Source organism: Bellilinea caldifistulae (genome assembly GCF_001306055.1).
Classification (GTDB): domain Bacteria; phylum Chloroflexota; class Anaerolineae; order Anaerolineales; family Anaerolineaceae; genus Bellilinea; species Bellilinea caldifistulae.
Genome location: NZ_LGHJ01000002.1, coordinates 40,805 through 52,753, shown reverse-complemented (window position 1 = coordinate 52,753; position 11,949 = coordinate 40,805). Strand labels below are relative to the sequence as shown.

Annotated in this window: 13 protein-coding genes; 6 read left to right on the top strand and 7 right to left on the bottom strand. The window is 57.8% G+C overall.

Features of this window, described 5'->3' with window-relative positions:
- The first annotated feature begins 313 nt into the window (after window positions 1-313).
- On the top strand, window positions 314-1,705 hold the full coding sequence (locus tag AC812_RS00565) for an asparagine synthase-related protein (protein WP_061912980.1): 1,392 nt from the start codon (window positions 314-316) through the stop codon (window positions 1,703-1,705).
- Between the two features lie 4 nt (window positions 1,706-1,709).
- On the opposite strand, the gene yjjX is transcribed toward AC812_RS00565, so the two are convergent.
- The 4 genes from yjjX to AC812_RS00545 form a co-directional block, all read right to left on the bottom strand.
- Window positions 1,710-2,282: an inosine/xanthosine triphosphatase gene (yjjX, locus tag AC812_RS00560; protein WP_061912981.1), complete on the bottom strand. Its 573-nt coding sequence runs from the start codon at window positions 2,280-2,282 to the stop codon at window positions 1,710-1,712.
- Window positions 2,279-3,046, bottom strand: coding sequence for a class I SAM-dependent methyltransferase (locus AC812_RS00555; RefSeq protein ID WP_061912982.1), 768 nt, complete (start codon window positions 3,044-3,046; stop codon window positions 2,279-2,281). Before AC812_RS00555 ends, yjjX begins: the two co-directional genes overlap by 4 nt.
- A 65-nt stretch (window positions 3,047-3,111) precedes the next feature.
- Window positions 3,112-3,795, bottom strand: a complete 684-nt coding sequence (locus AC812_RS00550) for a response regulator transcription factor (RefSeq protein WP_061912983.1) — start codon at window positions 3,793-3,795, stop codon at window positions 3,112-3,114.
- Window positions 3,792-6,113: a sensor histidine kinase gene (locus AC812_RS00545; RefSeq protein WP_169787239.1), complete on the bottom strand. Its 2,322-nt coding sequence runs from the start codon at window positions 6,111-6,113 to the stop codon at window positions 3,792-3,794. The genes AC812_RS00550 and AC812_RS00545 overlap by 4 nt, the downstream gene beginning before the upstream one ends.
- A 309-nt stretch (window positions 6,114-6,422) precedes the next feature.
- On the opposite strand from AC812_RS00545, the gene surE reads away from it, so the two are divergent.
- The gene (gene surE, locus AC812_RS00540; RefSeq protein ID WP_169787238.1) at window positions 6,423-7,238 is read left to right on the top strand and encodes a 5'/3'-nucleotidase SurE; all 816 of its coding nucleotides are present in this window, start codon (window positions 6,423-6,425) and stop codon (window positions 7,236-7,238) included.
- A gap of 15 nt (window positions 7,239-7,253) precedes the next feature.
- Here the strand turns inward: surE and AC812_RS00535 are convergent, their stop codons facing one another.
- Both AC812_RS00535 and AC812_RS00530 read right to left on the bottom strand, forming a co-directional pair.
- Window positions 7,254-7,511, bottom strand: coding sequence for a hypothetical protein (locus tag AC812_RS00535; protein ID WP_061912986.1), 258 nt, complete (start codon window positions 7,509-7,511; stop codon window positions 7,254-7,256).
- A gap of 26 nt (window positions 7,512-7,537) precedes the next feature.
- Window positions 7,538-7,945, bottom strand: a complete 408-nt coding sequence (locus tag AC812_RS00530) for an RrF2 family transcriptional regulator (RefSeq protein WP_061912987.1) — start codon at window positions 7,943-7,945, stop codon at window positions 7,538-7,540.
- A 165-nt stretch (window positions 7,946-8,110) separates the two neighbouring features.
- Between AC812_RS00530 and AC812_RS00525 the strand changes: the two genes are divergently transcribed.
- Window positions 8,111-8,548, top strand: coding sequence for an acyl-CoA thioesterase (locus tag AC812_RS00525; protein WP_061912988.1), 438 nt, complete (start codon window positions 8,111-8,113; stop codon window positions 8,546-8,548).
- Window positions 8,549-8,573: 25 nt separating this feature from the next.
- Window positions 8,574-9,626 (top strand): M42 family metallopeptidase, encoded by a 1,053-nt coding sequence (locus tag AC812_RS00520; RefSeq protein ID WP_061912989.1) that lies wholly within the window; start codon window positions 8,574-8,576, stop codon window positions 9,624-9,626.
- A 4-nt stretch (window positions 9,627-9,630) separates the two neighbouring features.
- Here AC812_RS00520 and AC812_RS00515 read toward each other — a convergent pair whose 3' ends face one another.
- Complete coding sequence (locus AC812_RS00515) at window positions 9,631-11,109, bottom strand: hypothetical protein (RefSeq protein WP_061912990.1); 1,479 nt, start codon at window positions 11,107-11,109, stop codon at window positions 9,631-9,633.
- 14 nt (window positions 11,110-11,123) lie between these two features.
- Between AC812_RS00515 and AC812_RS17390 the strand changes: the two genes are divergently transcribed.
- The gene (locus tag AC812_RS17390; protein ID WP_157235362.1) at window positions 11,124-11,291 is read left to right on the top strand and encodes a hypothetical protein; all 168 of its coding nucleotides are present in this window, start codon (window positions 11,124-11,126) and stop codon (window positions 11,289-11,291) included.
- A gap of 84 nt (window positions 11,292-11,375) precedes the next feature.
- Window positions 11,376-11,864 (top strand): CBS domain-containing protein, encoded by a 489-nt coding sequence (locus AC812_RS00510; RefSeq protein ID WP_061912991.1) that lies wholly within the window; start codon window positions 11,376-11,378, stop codon window positions 11,862-11,864.
- The last annotated feature ends 85 nt before the right edge of the window (window positions 11,865-11,949 follow it).

The following is an 11,949-nucleotide window of genomic DNA, read 5'->3' as shown; positions in this document are numbered from 1 at the left end:
GCCGAATTAACTTGCGGGTGTAGTGTTTCCACTCGATCAATTCATTCAATTTCCGCAAAAAATGATCGGCTGCTACAACTTGGTCGTACAGATAGTCCCCAAAAAATGATCCTTTGCCGGTTTCTTCAAAACGCTGCTTTTCCATCCCGCTGATCTCCAAAGTGGTTTGGTTCGATTGTATTAAGGTTTTCCCCTTTTCGTCAATCCCAGTTATTTGTTTTTCAACAATCTCCTAATTGACCTGATTTGACTCCCCCGCTGTTTTGGGTTATAAAAAACCCAACCAAATTCAAAGATCAAAGGAGGTGTCATCATGGCAGCCATTGCAGGCATTGCCAGGCCTGGCGAACAAGATACGGTCGTTCGCATGATTGAAAAAATAGCCCACCGCGGCAAACGCAGCAAAAAATTGATTCGTAGCCATCGTGCTACTCTGTATGCAAGCTGGAATCCGGTAGAAAAGCAAGCCGTTCCGCTAACCCTGGAACAACAGGCCGTCTGGGATGGTGTATCCGCGCCTTTACCGGATGAGGATTTCCTCTCTTCTACCAGAATATCATTTGCCATGGCGGCGATTTGCGGGGATGAATTAATGCTCGCCCGTGACCCTCTGGGGGTAAAGCCTTTGTACTACGGCAAAACAGGAGAGACGCTTGTTTTTTCTTCAGAAGTAAAAGCCCTCTTACCGGTTATAAAGGATATTCACGAATTTCCACCGGCAACGGTTTTTACCACCAGCCGGGGCTTCCATCGTTACAAAAAATTTGATCCCCAAACTTTCAGCGATGCGGACGAAAACAGTTTGATCACCGGCTTACGCATGCGCCTTGAGCAGGCGATTCTACGCCGCATCATCACCGATGAAATGGGCTGCTGGCTTTCGGGCGGACTGGATTCTTCAGCCATTGCGGCTCTTGCCAGACCCCACGTGCGCAGTCTGCATTCTTTTGTCAGCGGTGTGGAAGGTGCAGAAGACCTCGAATATAGCCGTCAGATGGCGATTCATTTGAATACTATTCACCATGAGCGCATCGTAACACTGGAAGAAATGCTCAACATTCTTCCTCAGGTCATCTATCATCTGGAATCGTTCGATGCATTGCTGGTTCGTTCTTCGATAACCAACTACCTGACAGCCGAGATGGTCTCGGACTTCACCGGGGCGGTGCTATCCGGCGAAGCCGGTGATGAATTGTTTGCCGGTTACGAGTATCTCAAGTCCCTGCCGTTAGAGAACCTCCCGATTGAACTGGAAGACATTCTCAATCGCTTGCATAATACCGCATTACAGCGGGTTGACCGATGCGCGCAGGCAAACGGTGTGGTGCCCTTTGTGCCGTTTACCGACCCGGATGTCGTGGATTTTGCGCTGCGCATCCCACCCCAATTCAAACTGTATAAGCGCGGGGACGAAATCATTGAAAAATGGATTTTGCGACGAGCCGTGGAGGATCTGCTGCCTGCTGCGGTACTGTGGCGACCGAAAGCCAAATTCTGGCAGGGAGCTGGCGTTCAAAACCTGATCGAGGAGTACGCCAACCAGCACGTCAGCGATGCCGACTTCAAGCGCGAGCGTCAACTACCCAACGGATGGGTTCTCCACACCAAAGAAGAGCTGTTTTACTACCGCATCTTCAAAGAGCACTTCGGAGAATTGGAAAACCTCGAATGGATGGGGCGCACCAAAGGCACAGCGGTGCAGTAGATGATTAACCCCATTCCCCGCCGGGCGGATAGAGGTGCGGGTTTTTGAACGGAATTAAAGCCAAAACGACTGCCTGTTCGTAGTAGCGGGCGCGGTCAATCACATCCCCGGTCAGCAGGCCGACCGCGCCGTTTTGTTGCTTGGAGTTCTGTCGGCCGAACAGTCGGTCATCCGCCTCGCCCAGCTCCACCCCCTGCCGGATCATCTCCGCCAGGGCCGGCGGCAGGTCGAAAGTGGCGCTGCGGGCTTTACCGCAGCGGTCGGCTGAAAGAATCACCACCCATGCAAAGGCACTCAGCGTCCCCTTGTACTGTTCAATACCGCCTTCAATCCCCGCCCAAAAGTCGGCTTGCGGCACGGCCTGCTTCGCAGACCGGGCGCGGTTGAGCGCGCCTTGCAGGGTTTCCGCGTCGCTCATCGGTTGAGGACTGACCCCGCTGGGGACATTGACCGCCTGCACTTCAATCTCGGATGGTGGAAACATGCGCTGGAAGCCACTGCGCACGGCTTCCATTTTGACCGGATTGTGCGAAGCCACAATCACGCGGAGGGGCAAACCGCTTTCCAGCCCGTTCATGATTTAACCGCCCGCGTAGCAATGTAGGAGGGAATGTATTCGCCCAGCACGCTGGTGGGGTCTACATCTTCGTAAAAGCCGGTCAGCACCAGGCCGGCCGCCAGTTGACCGCCGATTTGCTCCTCCAGGGAATGACTCCATTCCAGCGGCAGCCCTTCGTCCATGAATTGCTGCAATTTTTCGGGCGAAAGATGCGTCAGGTCGGCGTAAGGCAGTTTGTTCTTGACCACCAGCCGGCCCTGGTCGAGTTCGTCAAAATCGAACAAATACAGCACCGGGTTGTTGAAACCGGCCAGCAGCACCCCGCCCCGGCGCAGCACGCGGCTGGCCTCCCGCCAGACCGGCAGCACATCCGGCACAAAGACATTGGAAACCGGGTGGACAATCAGGTCGAACGCCGCATCGGCGAAAACCGAGAGATCGCGCATGTCCCCTTCAACCAGCGTCAGGTTCAGCCCCTCCCGTTCGGCAACCTGTTGGTCCTGAGCCAGTTGTGCCGGCGAGTTATCGAATACCGTCACCCTGGCCCCGCAGGCAGCCAGCAGCGGCCCCTGCTGCCCGCCGCCTGATGCCAGGCACAGCACCTCGGCTCCTGCCAGCGGTGGAAACCAATCCAGCGGCACGAAGCGGGTGGGTGTGAGCAAAATGCGCAGGTCACCCTGCCGGGCAGCCATCACTTCCTCGTGGCTCACCGGCAGCGTCCACGGATTCTGACGGACAACCTGACGGTTCCAGGCATCGCGGTTATAGGCACGAATATCCAAAGATCACCTCCATCCTGTCCGGCTCTCACCAGCCGGTTCATTGATAAGAACCCTGTCCCCCAAACCTATCCCCCTTCCAAACGATAGCCGTAACCGCGCACGGTGAGGATGTAGCGCGGTTCATCCGGCTGGGGTTCGATTTTTTTACGCAGCAGGAAGATGTAACGGCGCACGGTGGTGGTGTTTTCCTGCCGGTAAGCCCCCCACACCTCACGCACCAGCTCGGTCTCGGCAACCGCTTTGCCGGCGTTGCGCGCCAGCACCTCCATTAGCCGAAACTCGGTTGGGGTGAGCGCCACCGGCTGGCCGCCACGCCGCAGTTCACGCCGGTCTAAATCCACTTCCAGATCGCCAATTTGCAGCAGATTTCTCTCCGAGAACGGTTTGTGACGGGCGCGGTTTAAGACGGCCTGGATGCGGGCGTTCAATTCCGCAAAACTGAACGGCTTGGTCAGGTAATCATCCACCCCCAGCCCAAAACCGCGCAGTTTGTCGGCTTCGGAACTTTTGGCGGTAAGCAGGATGATGGGAACGTCCGACATTTCCCGCAGACGGGCGGTGACTTCCCAGCCATCCATGCCGGGCATCATCACATCCAGCACCACCAGGTCGGGATGTTCGCGGTAGGCAAGCCGTAAAGCCTCGTTGCCGTTTGGGGCGGCAATCACGCTGTATTTTTCTTCGCGCAAGAAGTCCTGCAAAAAACGCAGCAGGGTCGGATCATCATCTACCACCAGAATCTTGGTCATGTTTCGCTCCCCTCCTCTTGCAGTGATCCTTCCGACTCGTTCATTTCCACCAGCGGCAACCAGCAGGTAAAGCAGGCTCCCCCCTGCGGGTGATTTTCGGCACGCACCTCGCCCTGCATGGCTTCAACCAACCGGCGCACGATGTACAATCCCAGCCCGTGGCCATAAATGGCGCGGTTATCCTGACTATCGTGCCGATAAAATTGCTCGAAGAGGTGCGGCAGCGCATCCGCCGGCAGCCCGCTGCCGTGATCGCGTACCCGCAGCCACAACCGCCCGTTTTCCGCACCGGCGGATACTTCGATCTCACCCTGCGGGGCGTACTTGAAGGCGTTATCCAGCAGGTGAAACAGGACACTGGTGAGGGCCTGTTCATCAGCCAGCACCGCCGGGCAATCCTCCGGGAGTGACCAGCGCACCCGACTGGCATCTGGCAGGTGGGCAATCTGGTTTTGCAGGGCAGTGTAAATCCGGCTGACCGGCAGGGGAGCCGGGTAAAGCGGCAGTTTACCGGCATCCAGCGCCGAAAGGTCAAGAATCGTCTCGACAAAATGGGTCAGACGTTCGATTTCGGCTTGCACAAGGGTCAGGATCTGGCTGCTGCGCCCGGAGAGCGGACGGGTGCCGTACATCAATAGCTCGATTCCGCTTTTGATATTGGTCAGCGGGGCGCGTAATTCGTGGGAAACCAGCGAAACAAAGTCGGATTTAAGGCGATCCAGTTCGCGAAGCATGCGGTTTTGCGCCTCTAACTGCTGGTAGGCCTGACTGAGATCGGCGGTTTTTTCGGCAACGCGTCGTTCCAGTTCGCGGTTGAGCCGTTCCAGCTCGGCGCGGTCAGCGGCTATGCGCTCGTAAGCCGCTTGCAGAGCGGCTTGCTGGCGCTTTTGCAGGCTGAGGTCATGCGCCGTTCCGGCAATCGTCAGACGTTTGGCGCTGGAAGAAAGCACCGGCCGCAGAGAAAGGAACACCGGCAGGCGTTCGCCGCTGCTGCGCAGCAGCACCGTTTCACCCGACCAGCCGCGTCCCTCGCCCTCTTGTTCAATTTTGGCCAGATCCAGCCACGAATAAGCCCCCGGCGGTTCAGGCAGCAGATCCGCCAGTGTGCGACTGGTGAGGTCTGCCTCGCTGTAACCGGTTGCGATTGCCAGAGCCGGGTTGACCAGCGTCAACCGGCCGTTTTCATCGCAAATAAAAGCCGGCTCGGCAACGCTCTTCACCAGCCCGGCGTACTGCTCAAATTCAACCTCACCCGTCACCAGCCCCTGACGGGCAATCAGACCCAGCACCAGCAAAACGGTCACTCCCAATACCGGTTGATTGAACTGATCGGTCAATTGCCAGTCCAGCAGGGCAAACCAGCCCAGCACCAGCACCGCCAGAATTGGCAGCAGACTTTGCAGGCGCACCAGCCCGCCTTGCAGCCACCCTCCGCCGGGTTGAGGGCGCACCTCAGTCGGATTGAGCACCCGAATCGCGAAAGGCGTTCGCAGCAGCACCGCCAGCCAGAGCGCATCCCCCACCGCCCAGCCTAAATCCGTGGCTGCGCCAATCTGGTAATTTCCTGAAAAGAGAGCTGTGGCATACAGCAAGTCGGTCAGCGCAAAAACCACCAGCGCTGCCGTCAGCCAGCCAAACGGCAGGGAAGGACGGCGCGCATCGCTGATCAACAGCAGATTGACCACCAGCAGCAATAAAGCCAGATCGGCCAGCGGATAAAGGATGCCCAGCGGGTTGCCGCCAGCCGGCGGAGCGTTGAGCCGCGGTTGAACTGCCAGCAAATACATCAGCGTCAGTGAGGCCAGCGAGGTCAGGGTCACATCCAGCCAGCGCCGCAGCCGGCTGCCGGAAGAAGGTAGCGGTCGCGGAAACCGCACCAAACCGGTTGCCACCAGCAGCGCTCCGGGCAGGTAGAGCACATCGCACACATTTGGGCGCGACAAAAAACCCGGCACGACCGCCAGCACGATCATGCGTAGCAGATCGTTGAGCGCCCAGATGCCCAAACCCAGCCCCAAAAAACGGAAGCCCTGACGCGCCTCACTTTGAACAACCGTGCTCAACCAGCCGGCCGTTGCGGCTGCTGTTGCCCCGCCAATGAGAATGGAAAGATTGCCCAGCCAGTAGCGCTCCCACGGGTCGGTGGAACCCCACAATAGCCAGCCGGCGTACAGGGCTAATAGCAGGCAGACCGCCAGCGGAAGGCGTAAACGCTGGATGGTTTGGGTCATGCTTGTATTGTAGCAAGGCAGGCAGGCCGGTGCAAGACATCGGCGGAGGGTGTTGATCTGGCAGGAGGAAGTTTTCACACCAACCATGAAACACCCTATCTGCTCATCGGCGGAAATCCGCCTTTCAACCATTTTACAAAGCCAGCATCATCCTTGACTTTTACAGCGGTTTATGCCATACTCAAATCACATTCACGGTGGCTTGCACCACCTCAACAATCGCCATCCTAACGAAGAGGAGGTGATGCTGACAATGGCAGATAGTAGTAGTAAGCGTATGGCTGCGGCATCCCTCCTCGGTTCCCGATAAAGGTTGCCGCAGCCAAAGAAAGGCAGAAACCGCCCGCAAGGGCGGTTCTCTGTTTCTGGCGGGCATCTTATAGTACAATGCTGCTCATGAGCAGTACACGCAAACAAATCCTCCTGACCAATGACGACGGGATCGAGTCACCCGGCCTGTGGGCAGCTGCCGAGGCGCTGGCACGGCTGGGCTTTGTAACCGTGGCGGCTCCGCGCGACCAGTACAGCGGCGCCGGACGCAGTCACCCCCTGCAAGCCGACGGTATCATCACTCCGCGCTCTCTTCAAATCGGCCGCCAGATATGGACGGCCTACGCCATTGGCGGTTCGCCCGCCCAAACGGTGATGTTTGCCATCCTCGACCTGATGCCGCATAAACCCGATCTGGTGGTTTCCGGCATCAATTACGGAGAAAATGTGGGCAGCGGCATCACCGTTTCCGGCACGCTGGGGGCAGCCTTCGAAGCCGCCAGTTTTGGCATTCCGGCGCTGGCCGTCTCGCTTGAACTGCCCAGTGGCGAGTATTACACTCACTCGCGCGAGGTGGATTTTTCCAGCGCGGCTTACTTTACCGCCTACTTTGCCGAACGATTGCTCAACCTGCCCCCTCAACCGGATGTGGATGTGCTGAAAGTCGAAGTCCCTGCTTCGGCAACCCCCCAAACCCCCTGGCAGGTCACCCGCCAGAGCCGTCAGCGGTACTTCTTTCCCATCTCCAGGCGCAAAGACGGGTTGGAAAGCCCGGCTGATGTGAACTTCATCATCCGGGTCGAGCCGGGTGAAGTTGAGCCGGACAGCGATGTGTACACCCTGCGAATCAAAAAGCAGGTGGCGGTTACCCCGCTCAGCCTGGATATGACTTCGCGCCTGCCGCTGGACGAACTGGAACAAACCCTGCGCGGCAGGGGATGAACCGGCTGGTGTGTTTTAATCCAACGGCTTGCGCCGCCGTTCGGGCAGGCTGCCCAGAAACACCTGACCGGCGTCATAATCCAGCACCTGACCGGTGCGCTTCAACCAGGCCAGCTCCTCGTCCCGTATGGTGTGGCTGCCAATCAGATCAACCGATTCGATAAACTGGCCGCTGGCAAGGTCTTGAAAGACGTTTTCTCCCCAATCCACCACCACGCGGCCGTCCTTCAACACCAGCACCCAGCCCCGATTGAGGGTGAACCCCTCCGGCATTGCTGCGTTCTCCCCGCCAATCTCTCTCAGGCAGCGGCTTTGACGAACGCCCCAAAAGTGGTCGTGCGCAGTTTTTCCACCAGTTGATCCTGCGCTTCGCACCACAGCGGTCGAATCGGGCAGTCTTCACCGAAGGGGCAGGCATCCTTGGAGTAGGTGCACTCGTTCAACGCAATCGGCCCGTCAATGGCTTCCACCACTTCCAGAATGGTGATCTCTTCAGCCGGGCGTGCCAGGGTCACACCCCCGTGGGCGCCGCGCGAGGTGTGAATCAAGCCGGCAATCGAAAGCTGCGAAATGATCTTTGCCAGGAAAGAAGGGGGAATTCTCTGCTCCTCGGCAATCTGGCTGGTTGCAGCACGCTGATTGGGTTCCAGTTTTGCCAGGTAGTACATTGCCCGCAGGGCATAATCGGCCTGACGTGTGATTTGCATGGCGTTCAATCCTCAATTTACAATCTTCAATTTGGGTAGGAATACTCTGGTTATATGTTCAGTTTATGAGAAAGCTTGTGATGGTGCAAGTGACAGAGGTCACCATTCCAGTTGACATTCTGCGCTTGCTGGACAATTTTTATACAATTCCGGTAAAATTGACGCATGTCCAACTTTAAATTCCACTATCCCATTACCGTTCGTTACGGCGATCTCGACCCGCAATGGCACGTCAATAACGCTCGTTTTCTGGTCTTTTTGGAACAGACCCGGCTGGCGTATGTCCAGAACCTCGGCCTGTTTGATGGCAAGGACTTTTTCAACCTCGGCATGATCGTTGCCGATGTCCACATTGCCTACCGCGCTCCAATTCAATTGAATGAGCCGGTTCGGGTGGGCATGCGGGTCACCCGGCTGGGCGGCAAAAGCTTTCAAACCGAGTACCTGATCGAAAACCAGCAAACCGGCGAAGTCAAAGCCACTGCCGAAATCGTCATGGTCACCTTTGACTATCACCAGAACCGCAGTATTCCGATCCCCGACCACTGGCGCGAAAAAATTGCCGCCTTCGAGGGCATCCCGCCCGGCCCGGCGTCTACCTGAACAAATTTAGGAAAAAGGATCGCCTATGAACCCACTGCCCGAAATCAACCCACAGGAGCTGGTTGACTTTTTGACCGGCCTGCTGAATACCCCCAGTCCCTCCGGTTTTACCGAATCGGCAATTCTCTACACCGCTGCCGCCCTGCAATCCATACCGGAGGTGAGTTACCTGCGCACCCGCAAAGGCGCGCTGCTGGCGGTCTTCCCCGGCGAACAGGCTCTTCAACCGCGCGCCCTGACCGCTCACGTCGACACGCTGGGCGGCATGGTAAAGGAAATCAAATCCAACGGACGCCTGCGCCTGACGCGTATCGGCGGTATTCCGTGGAACGCCATCGAGGCTGAGGGCTGCACCGTGTTTACCGTGGACGGCAAGGCTTACCGCGGCAGTGTCCTACCGGAAAAAGCCTCGGTGCATGTGTACGGCGAGAAAGTCTCAACAACCCCGCGCGATGAATCCAGCATGGAGGTGCGGCTGGATGCCCGCACCACCAGCGCGGAAGAAACCCGTGGGCTGGGCATTCAGGTTGGTGACTTTGTCACCTTTGACCCACGCGTGGAGGTACAAAACGGTTTCATCCGCTCGCGTTTTCTGGATGATAAAGCCTGTGTGGCGTGCATCGTGGCGGCTTTTCAAGCCTTAAAGCGTGCCGGCCTGCGCCCAAAGCAAACCACCTACGCCCTGATCAGCAATTACGAAGAAGTCGGACACGGCGCGTCCACCGGCTTTCCTGCCGAAGTCGGCGAACTGGTGGTAGTGGATATGGCCGCCATCGGCGAAGGGCAAACCTCCGATGAATTTCATGCCACTTTGTGCGTCAAAGACTCCGGCGGGCCGTACGACCACGCCCTCAGCACCCGCCTGCGCCAGCTGGCCGAACAGCACCAGATTGCCTACAAGGTGGACATTTACCCCTACTACGGCTCGGACGGCGGCGCACTGCTGCGCAGCGGAGCGGATTTGCGGGTGGCACTGATCGGCCCGGGGGTGGATGCCTCCCACCACTACGAGCGCACCCATCTGGATGCCCTGCTGGCCACTACCCGCTGGATACTGGCTTATCTACTGGCCGAGTGACCCCTCATCGCCGCAGGATGACGGCAGTTGAATCGGCATAGACTTCCTGCCAGCCGGCGGTTTGCAGGACACTCCGCAGCGGTTCAGCGGCGGGGACAATCGCCCACGCCACATCATAGCGCACCAGCACATCCTCCCAGCCCGCCGCAAGCGTGAGGACTGTCTCGTACTCGCGGGTCAGGGCTTCGCCGTAAAAATCGGTCTGCCCGTCAATAAAGACGCGGTAATCCGGGTAGAGACGGTAAAGCAGATAACCGCCCCACGGAAAATAATTGAACATACGCCCGCTTTGAGGATGCTCTTCGATCCAGTCCACCGCCGCCACCGGAAAGATTTGCGGGTCAAACCGACTGGCCTCGCGCACGGCCGGGACAAACAGGACCGCGAGTATCAAAACCGTGACGCTCAACGGCATCCAGACCACCCCGCGCAGTTGATCTTCCAGCGCCGCTATGGACGTTTCAATTTTCTCCCAGCGTCGCCCGCGGACTTCCTGCGCCAGCGCTTCGGAGAGAATCGGCACGGCAACCACTGCATACAGCGGAATGTTACGGGCGCTGAACAGCCCCATCAGCGTCCAGCCGGCCAGCAGCAGACGTTGGGAGAGGGGCAGGCTGGTCAGCCGGCTGCCCACCAGCCAGACCGAAAGGCCGATCAGCGCCAGAAACGGGTAGAAAGCCGCCTGCTGAAAGTTGGGCGGAAGGTATTCCTGGGTATGCCCGACCAGGTAGCGGTTGCTCAAAAATTCAAAAGCGGTTTTCCAGACCCCCCACCCGACCGGATTGAGCAGCGAAGCGGCCAGCGCCGCCCCGCCGCCCATCAGCAAGGTGCGGCTGAGGGCGGAAAGCCGAAAGGGCTTTTGGCGGGCATCCACCCACAAAGCCTCTGCCAGAAAGGCGGCCGAAATCACAAAACCGGCGATGAACGCGCCGTGGGTGTTGGCCCACACCAGCATCACCAGCCCCAGCCACAGCGGGGAAAGCCGGACGCCTTCACGCATTCGTTCCAGCAACACCAGCCAGATGACGGCGAACAAAAGGGTGAAACCATGCGGACGGGCGAGAAAGTGGACACTGGCGGCTGCCAGGCCCAACAGCGTGATGCCCAGGGCAAGGATGGGCGTACGGCTGCGGCGGCGCGCCTCACCGTAGACCAGTGTCAAAGCCGCCGCCAGTATCAGCACCGTCACCAGGGTCACCCCACTCAGCCCAAAGGCTCGCTCAGCCAGGGCAAAGACAACCTGCGCCAGCCATTCATGCGGAGAAAGCGGCTGTCCGCTCATGGTGTGGGAAAAAATATCCACCCGCGGAATCTGATGGGTGGCAAGGATGGTGCGACCGACCGCCAGATGTCGGCCGGTATCGCCGTCCTGATTCAACAGTCGCGGGGCAATCCTCATCAGCCCGAACAACAGAGCGGCAAACAACATTTCGTTCAGTCGCGGCAGCAGGTACTGAACAGGGGAAGGGCGGGGAGCATTCATCTGGTTTTATTTTAATGGCAATTCGGGATGAGGACTTGACGGGGCGGCGGATCGCCGATCGCGGCGCAGTCCTGCGCGCCGCCGTTGTGCGGGCGGTGGGGGTGAAAATTCACACAGTGTCGCATTTGAACGGTTTGCCCGAAAACTATCAAATTCTATCTATTTTCTATGAAAACTTGTAAACAGAATTGAATGCAACCGGTGGATGGGATAAAATAAGGTGTAGAGAACGCTCACCGCTTTTCGACACTGAAAAAGGAGGCAGCATGAACACCGTCCGACATATTCTGCAAATTAAAGGCACCGATATCTGGACGATTGGGCCGGAAGAAACCGTTTTTGAAGCACTGCGCACCATGGCAAAAAAAGATGTAGGCGCATTGATCGTCATGGAAAATGATCACATGGTCGGCATCATCAGCGAGCGGGATTACGCTCGCAAGGTCATTTTGCAGGGACGTTCCTCACGGGATACCAAAGTGCGCGAGATCATGACCAGTCACGTCCACACCGTTCATCCCGACCAGACAGTGGAAGAGTGTATGGACCTGATGACCCGCTACCGGGTGCGTCACCTGCCGGTGATTGAAAATGACCGTCTGATCGGTGTGATTTCGATTGGCGATGTGCTGTACAACATTATTCAGCGCCAACGCCAGTTGATCAGCAAACTGGAAGACAAGGTGATGGGCAAGGAAGAAGAACCCACCGAACCGGCCGTGCCTCGTTTCCCCAACGTGGGCAAAAAGGAATAACGCTCTTCCCCTTCCACAACTTCACACAGGTCAATAACCCCTTTCCGGGTTATTGACCTGTTTTTCAGTGAGATGAGGGGGAGTG

What these genes read in the sequence shown, in the direction of transcription:
- AC812_RS00565 (WP_061912980.1), top strand. Translation starts at nt 314, where the DNA reads ATGGCAGCCATTGCAGGCATTGCCAGGCCTGGCGAACAAGATACGGTC.
- yjjX (WP_061912981.1), bottom strand. Translation starts at nt 2,282, where the DNA reads ATGAACGGGCTGGAAAGCGGTTTGCCCCTCCGCGTGATTGTGGCTTCG.
- AC812_RS00550 (WP_061912983.1), bottom strand. Translation starts at nt 3,795, where the DNA reads ATGACCAAGATTCTGGTGGTAGATGATGATCCGACCCTGCTGCGTTTT.
- AC812_RS00545 (WP_169787239.1), bottom strand. Translation starts at nt 6,113, where the DNA reads ATGGTTGGTGTGAAAACTTCCTCCTGCCAGATCAACACCCTCCGCCGA.
- surE (WP_169787238.1), top strand. Translation starts at nt 6,423, where the DNA reads ATGAGCAGTACACGCAAACAAATCCTCCTGACCAATGACGACGGGATC.
- AC812_RS00535 (WP_061912986.1), bottom strand. Translation starts at nt 7,511, where the DNA reads ATGCCGGAGGGGTTCACCCTCAATCGGGGCTGGGTGCTGGTGTTGAAG.
- AC812_RS00530 (WP_061912987.1), bottom strand. Translation starts at nt 7,945, where the DNA reads ATGCAAATCACACGTCAGGCCGATTATGCCCTGCGGGCAATGTACTAC.
- AC812_RS00525 (WP_061912988.1), top strand. Translation starts at nt 8,111, where the DNA reads ATGTCCAACTTTAAATTCCACTATCCCATTACCGTTCGTTACGGCGAT.
- AC812_RS00520 (WP_061912989.1), top strand. Translation starts at nt 8,574, where the DNA reads ATGAACCCACTGCCCGAAATCAACCCACAGGAGCTGGTTGACTTTTTG.
- AC812_RS00515 (WP_061912990.1), bottom strand. Translation starts at nt 11,109, where the DNA reads ATGAATGCTCCCCGCCCTTCCCCTGTTCAGTACCTGCTGCCGCGACTG.
- AC812_RS17390 (WP_157235362.1), top strand. Translation starts at nt 11,124, where the DNA reads ATGGCAATTCGGGATGAGGACTTGACGGGGCGGCGGATCGCCGATCGC.
- AC812_RS00510 (WP_061912991.1), top strand. Translation starts at nt 11,376, where the DNA reads ATGAACACCGTCCGACATATTCTGCAAATTAAAGGCACCGATATCTGG.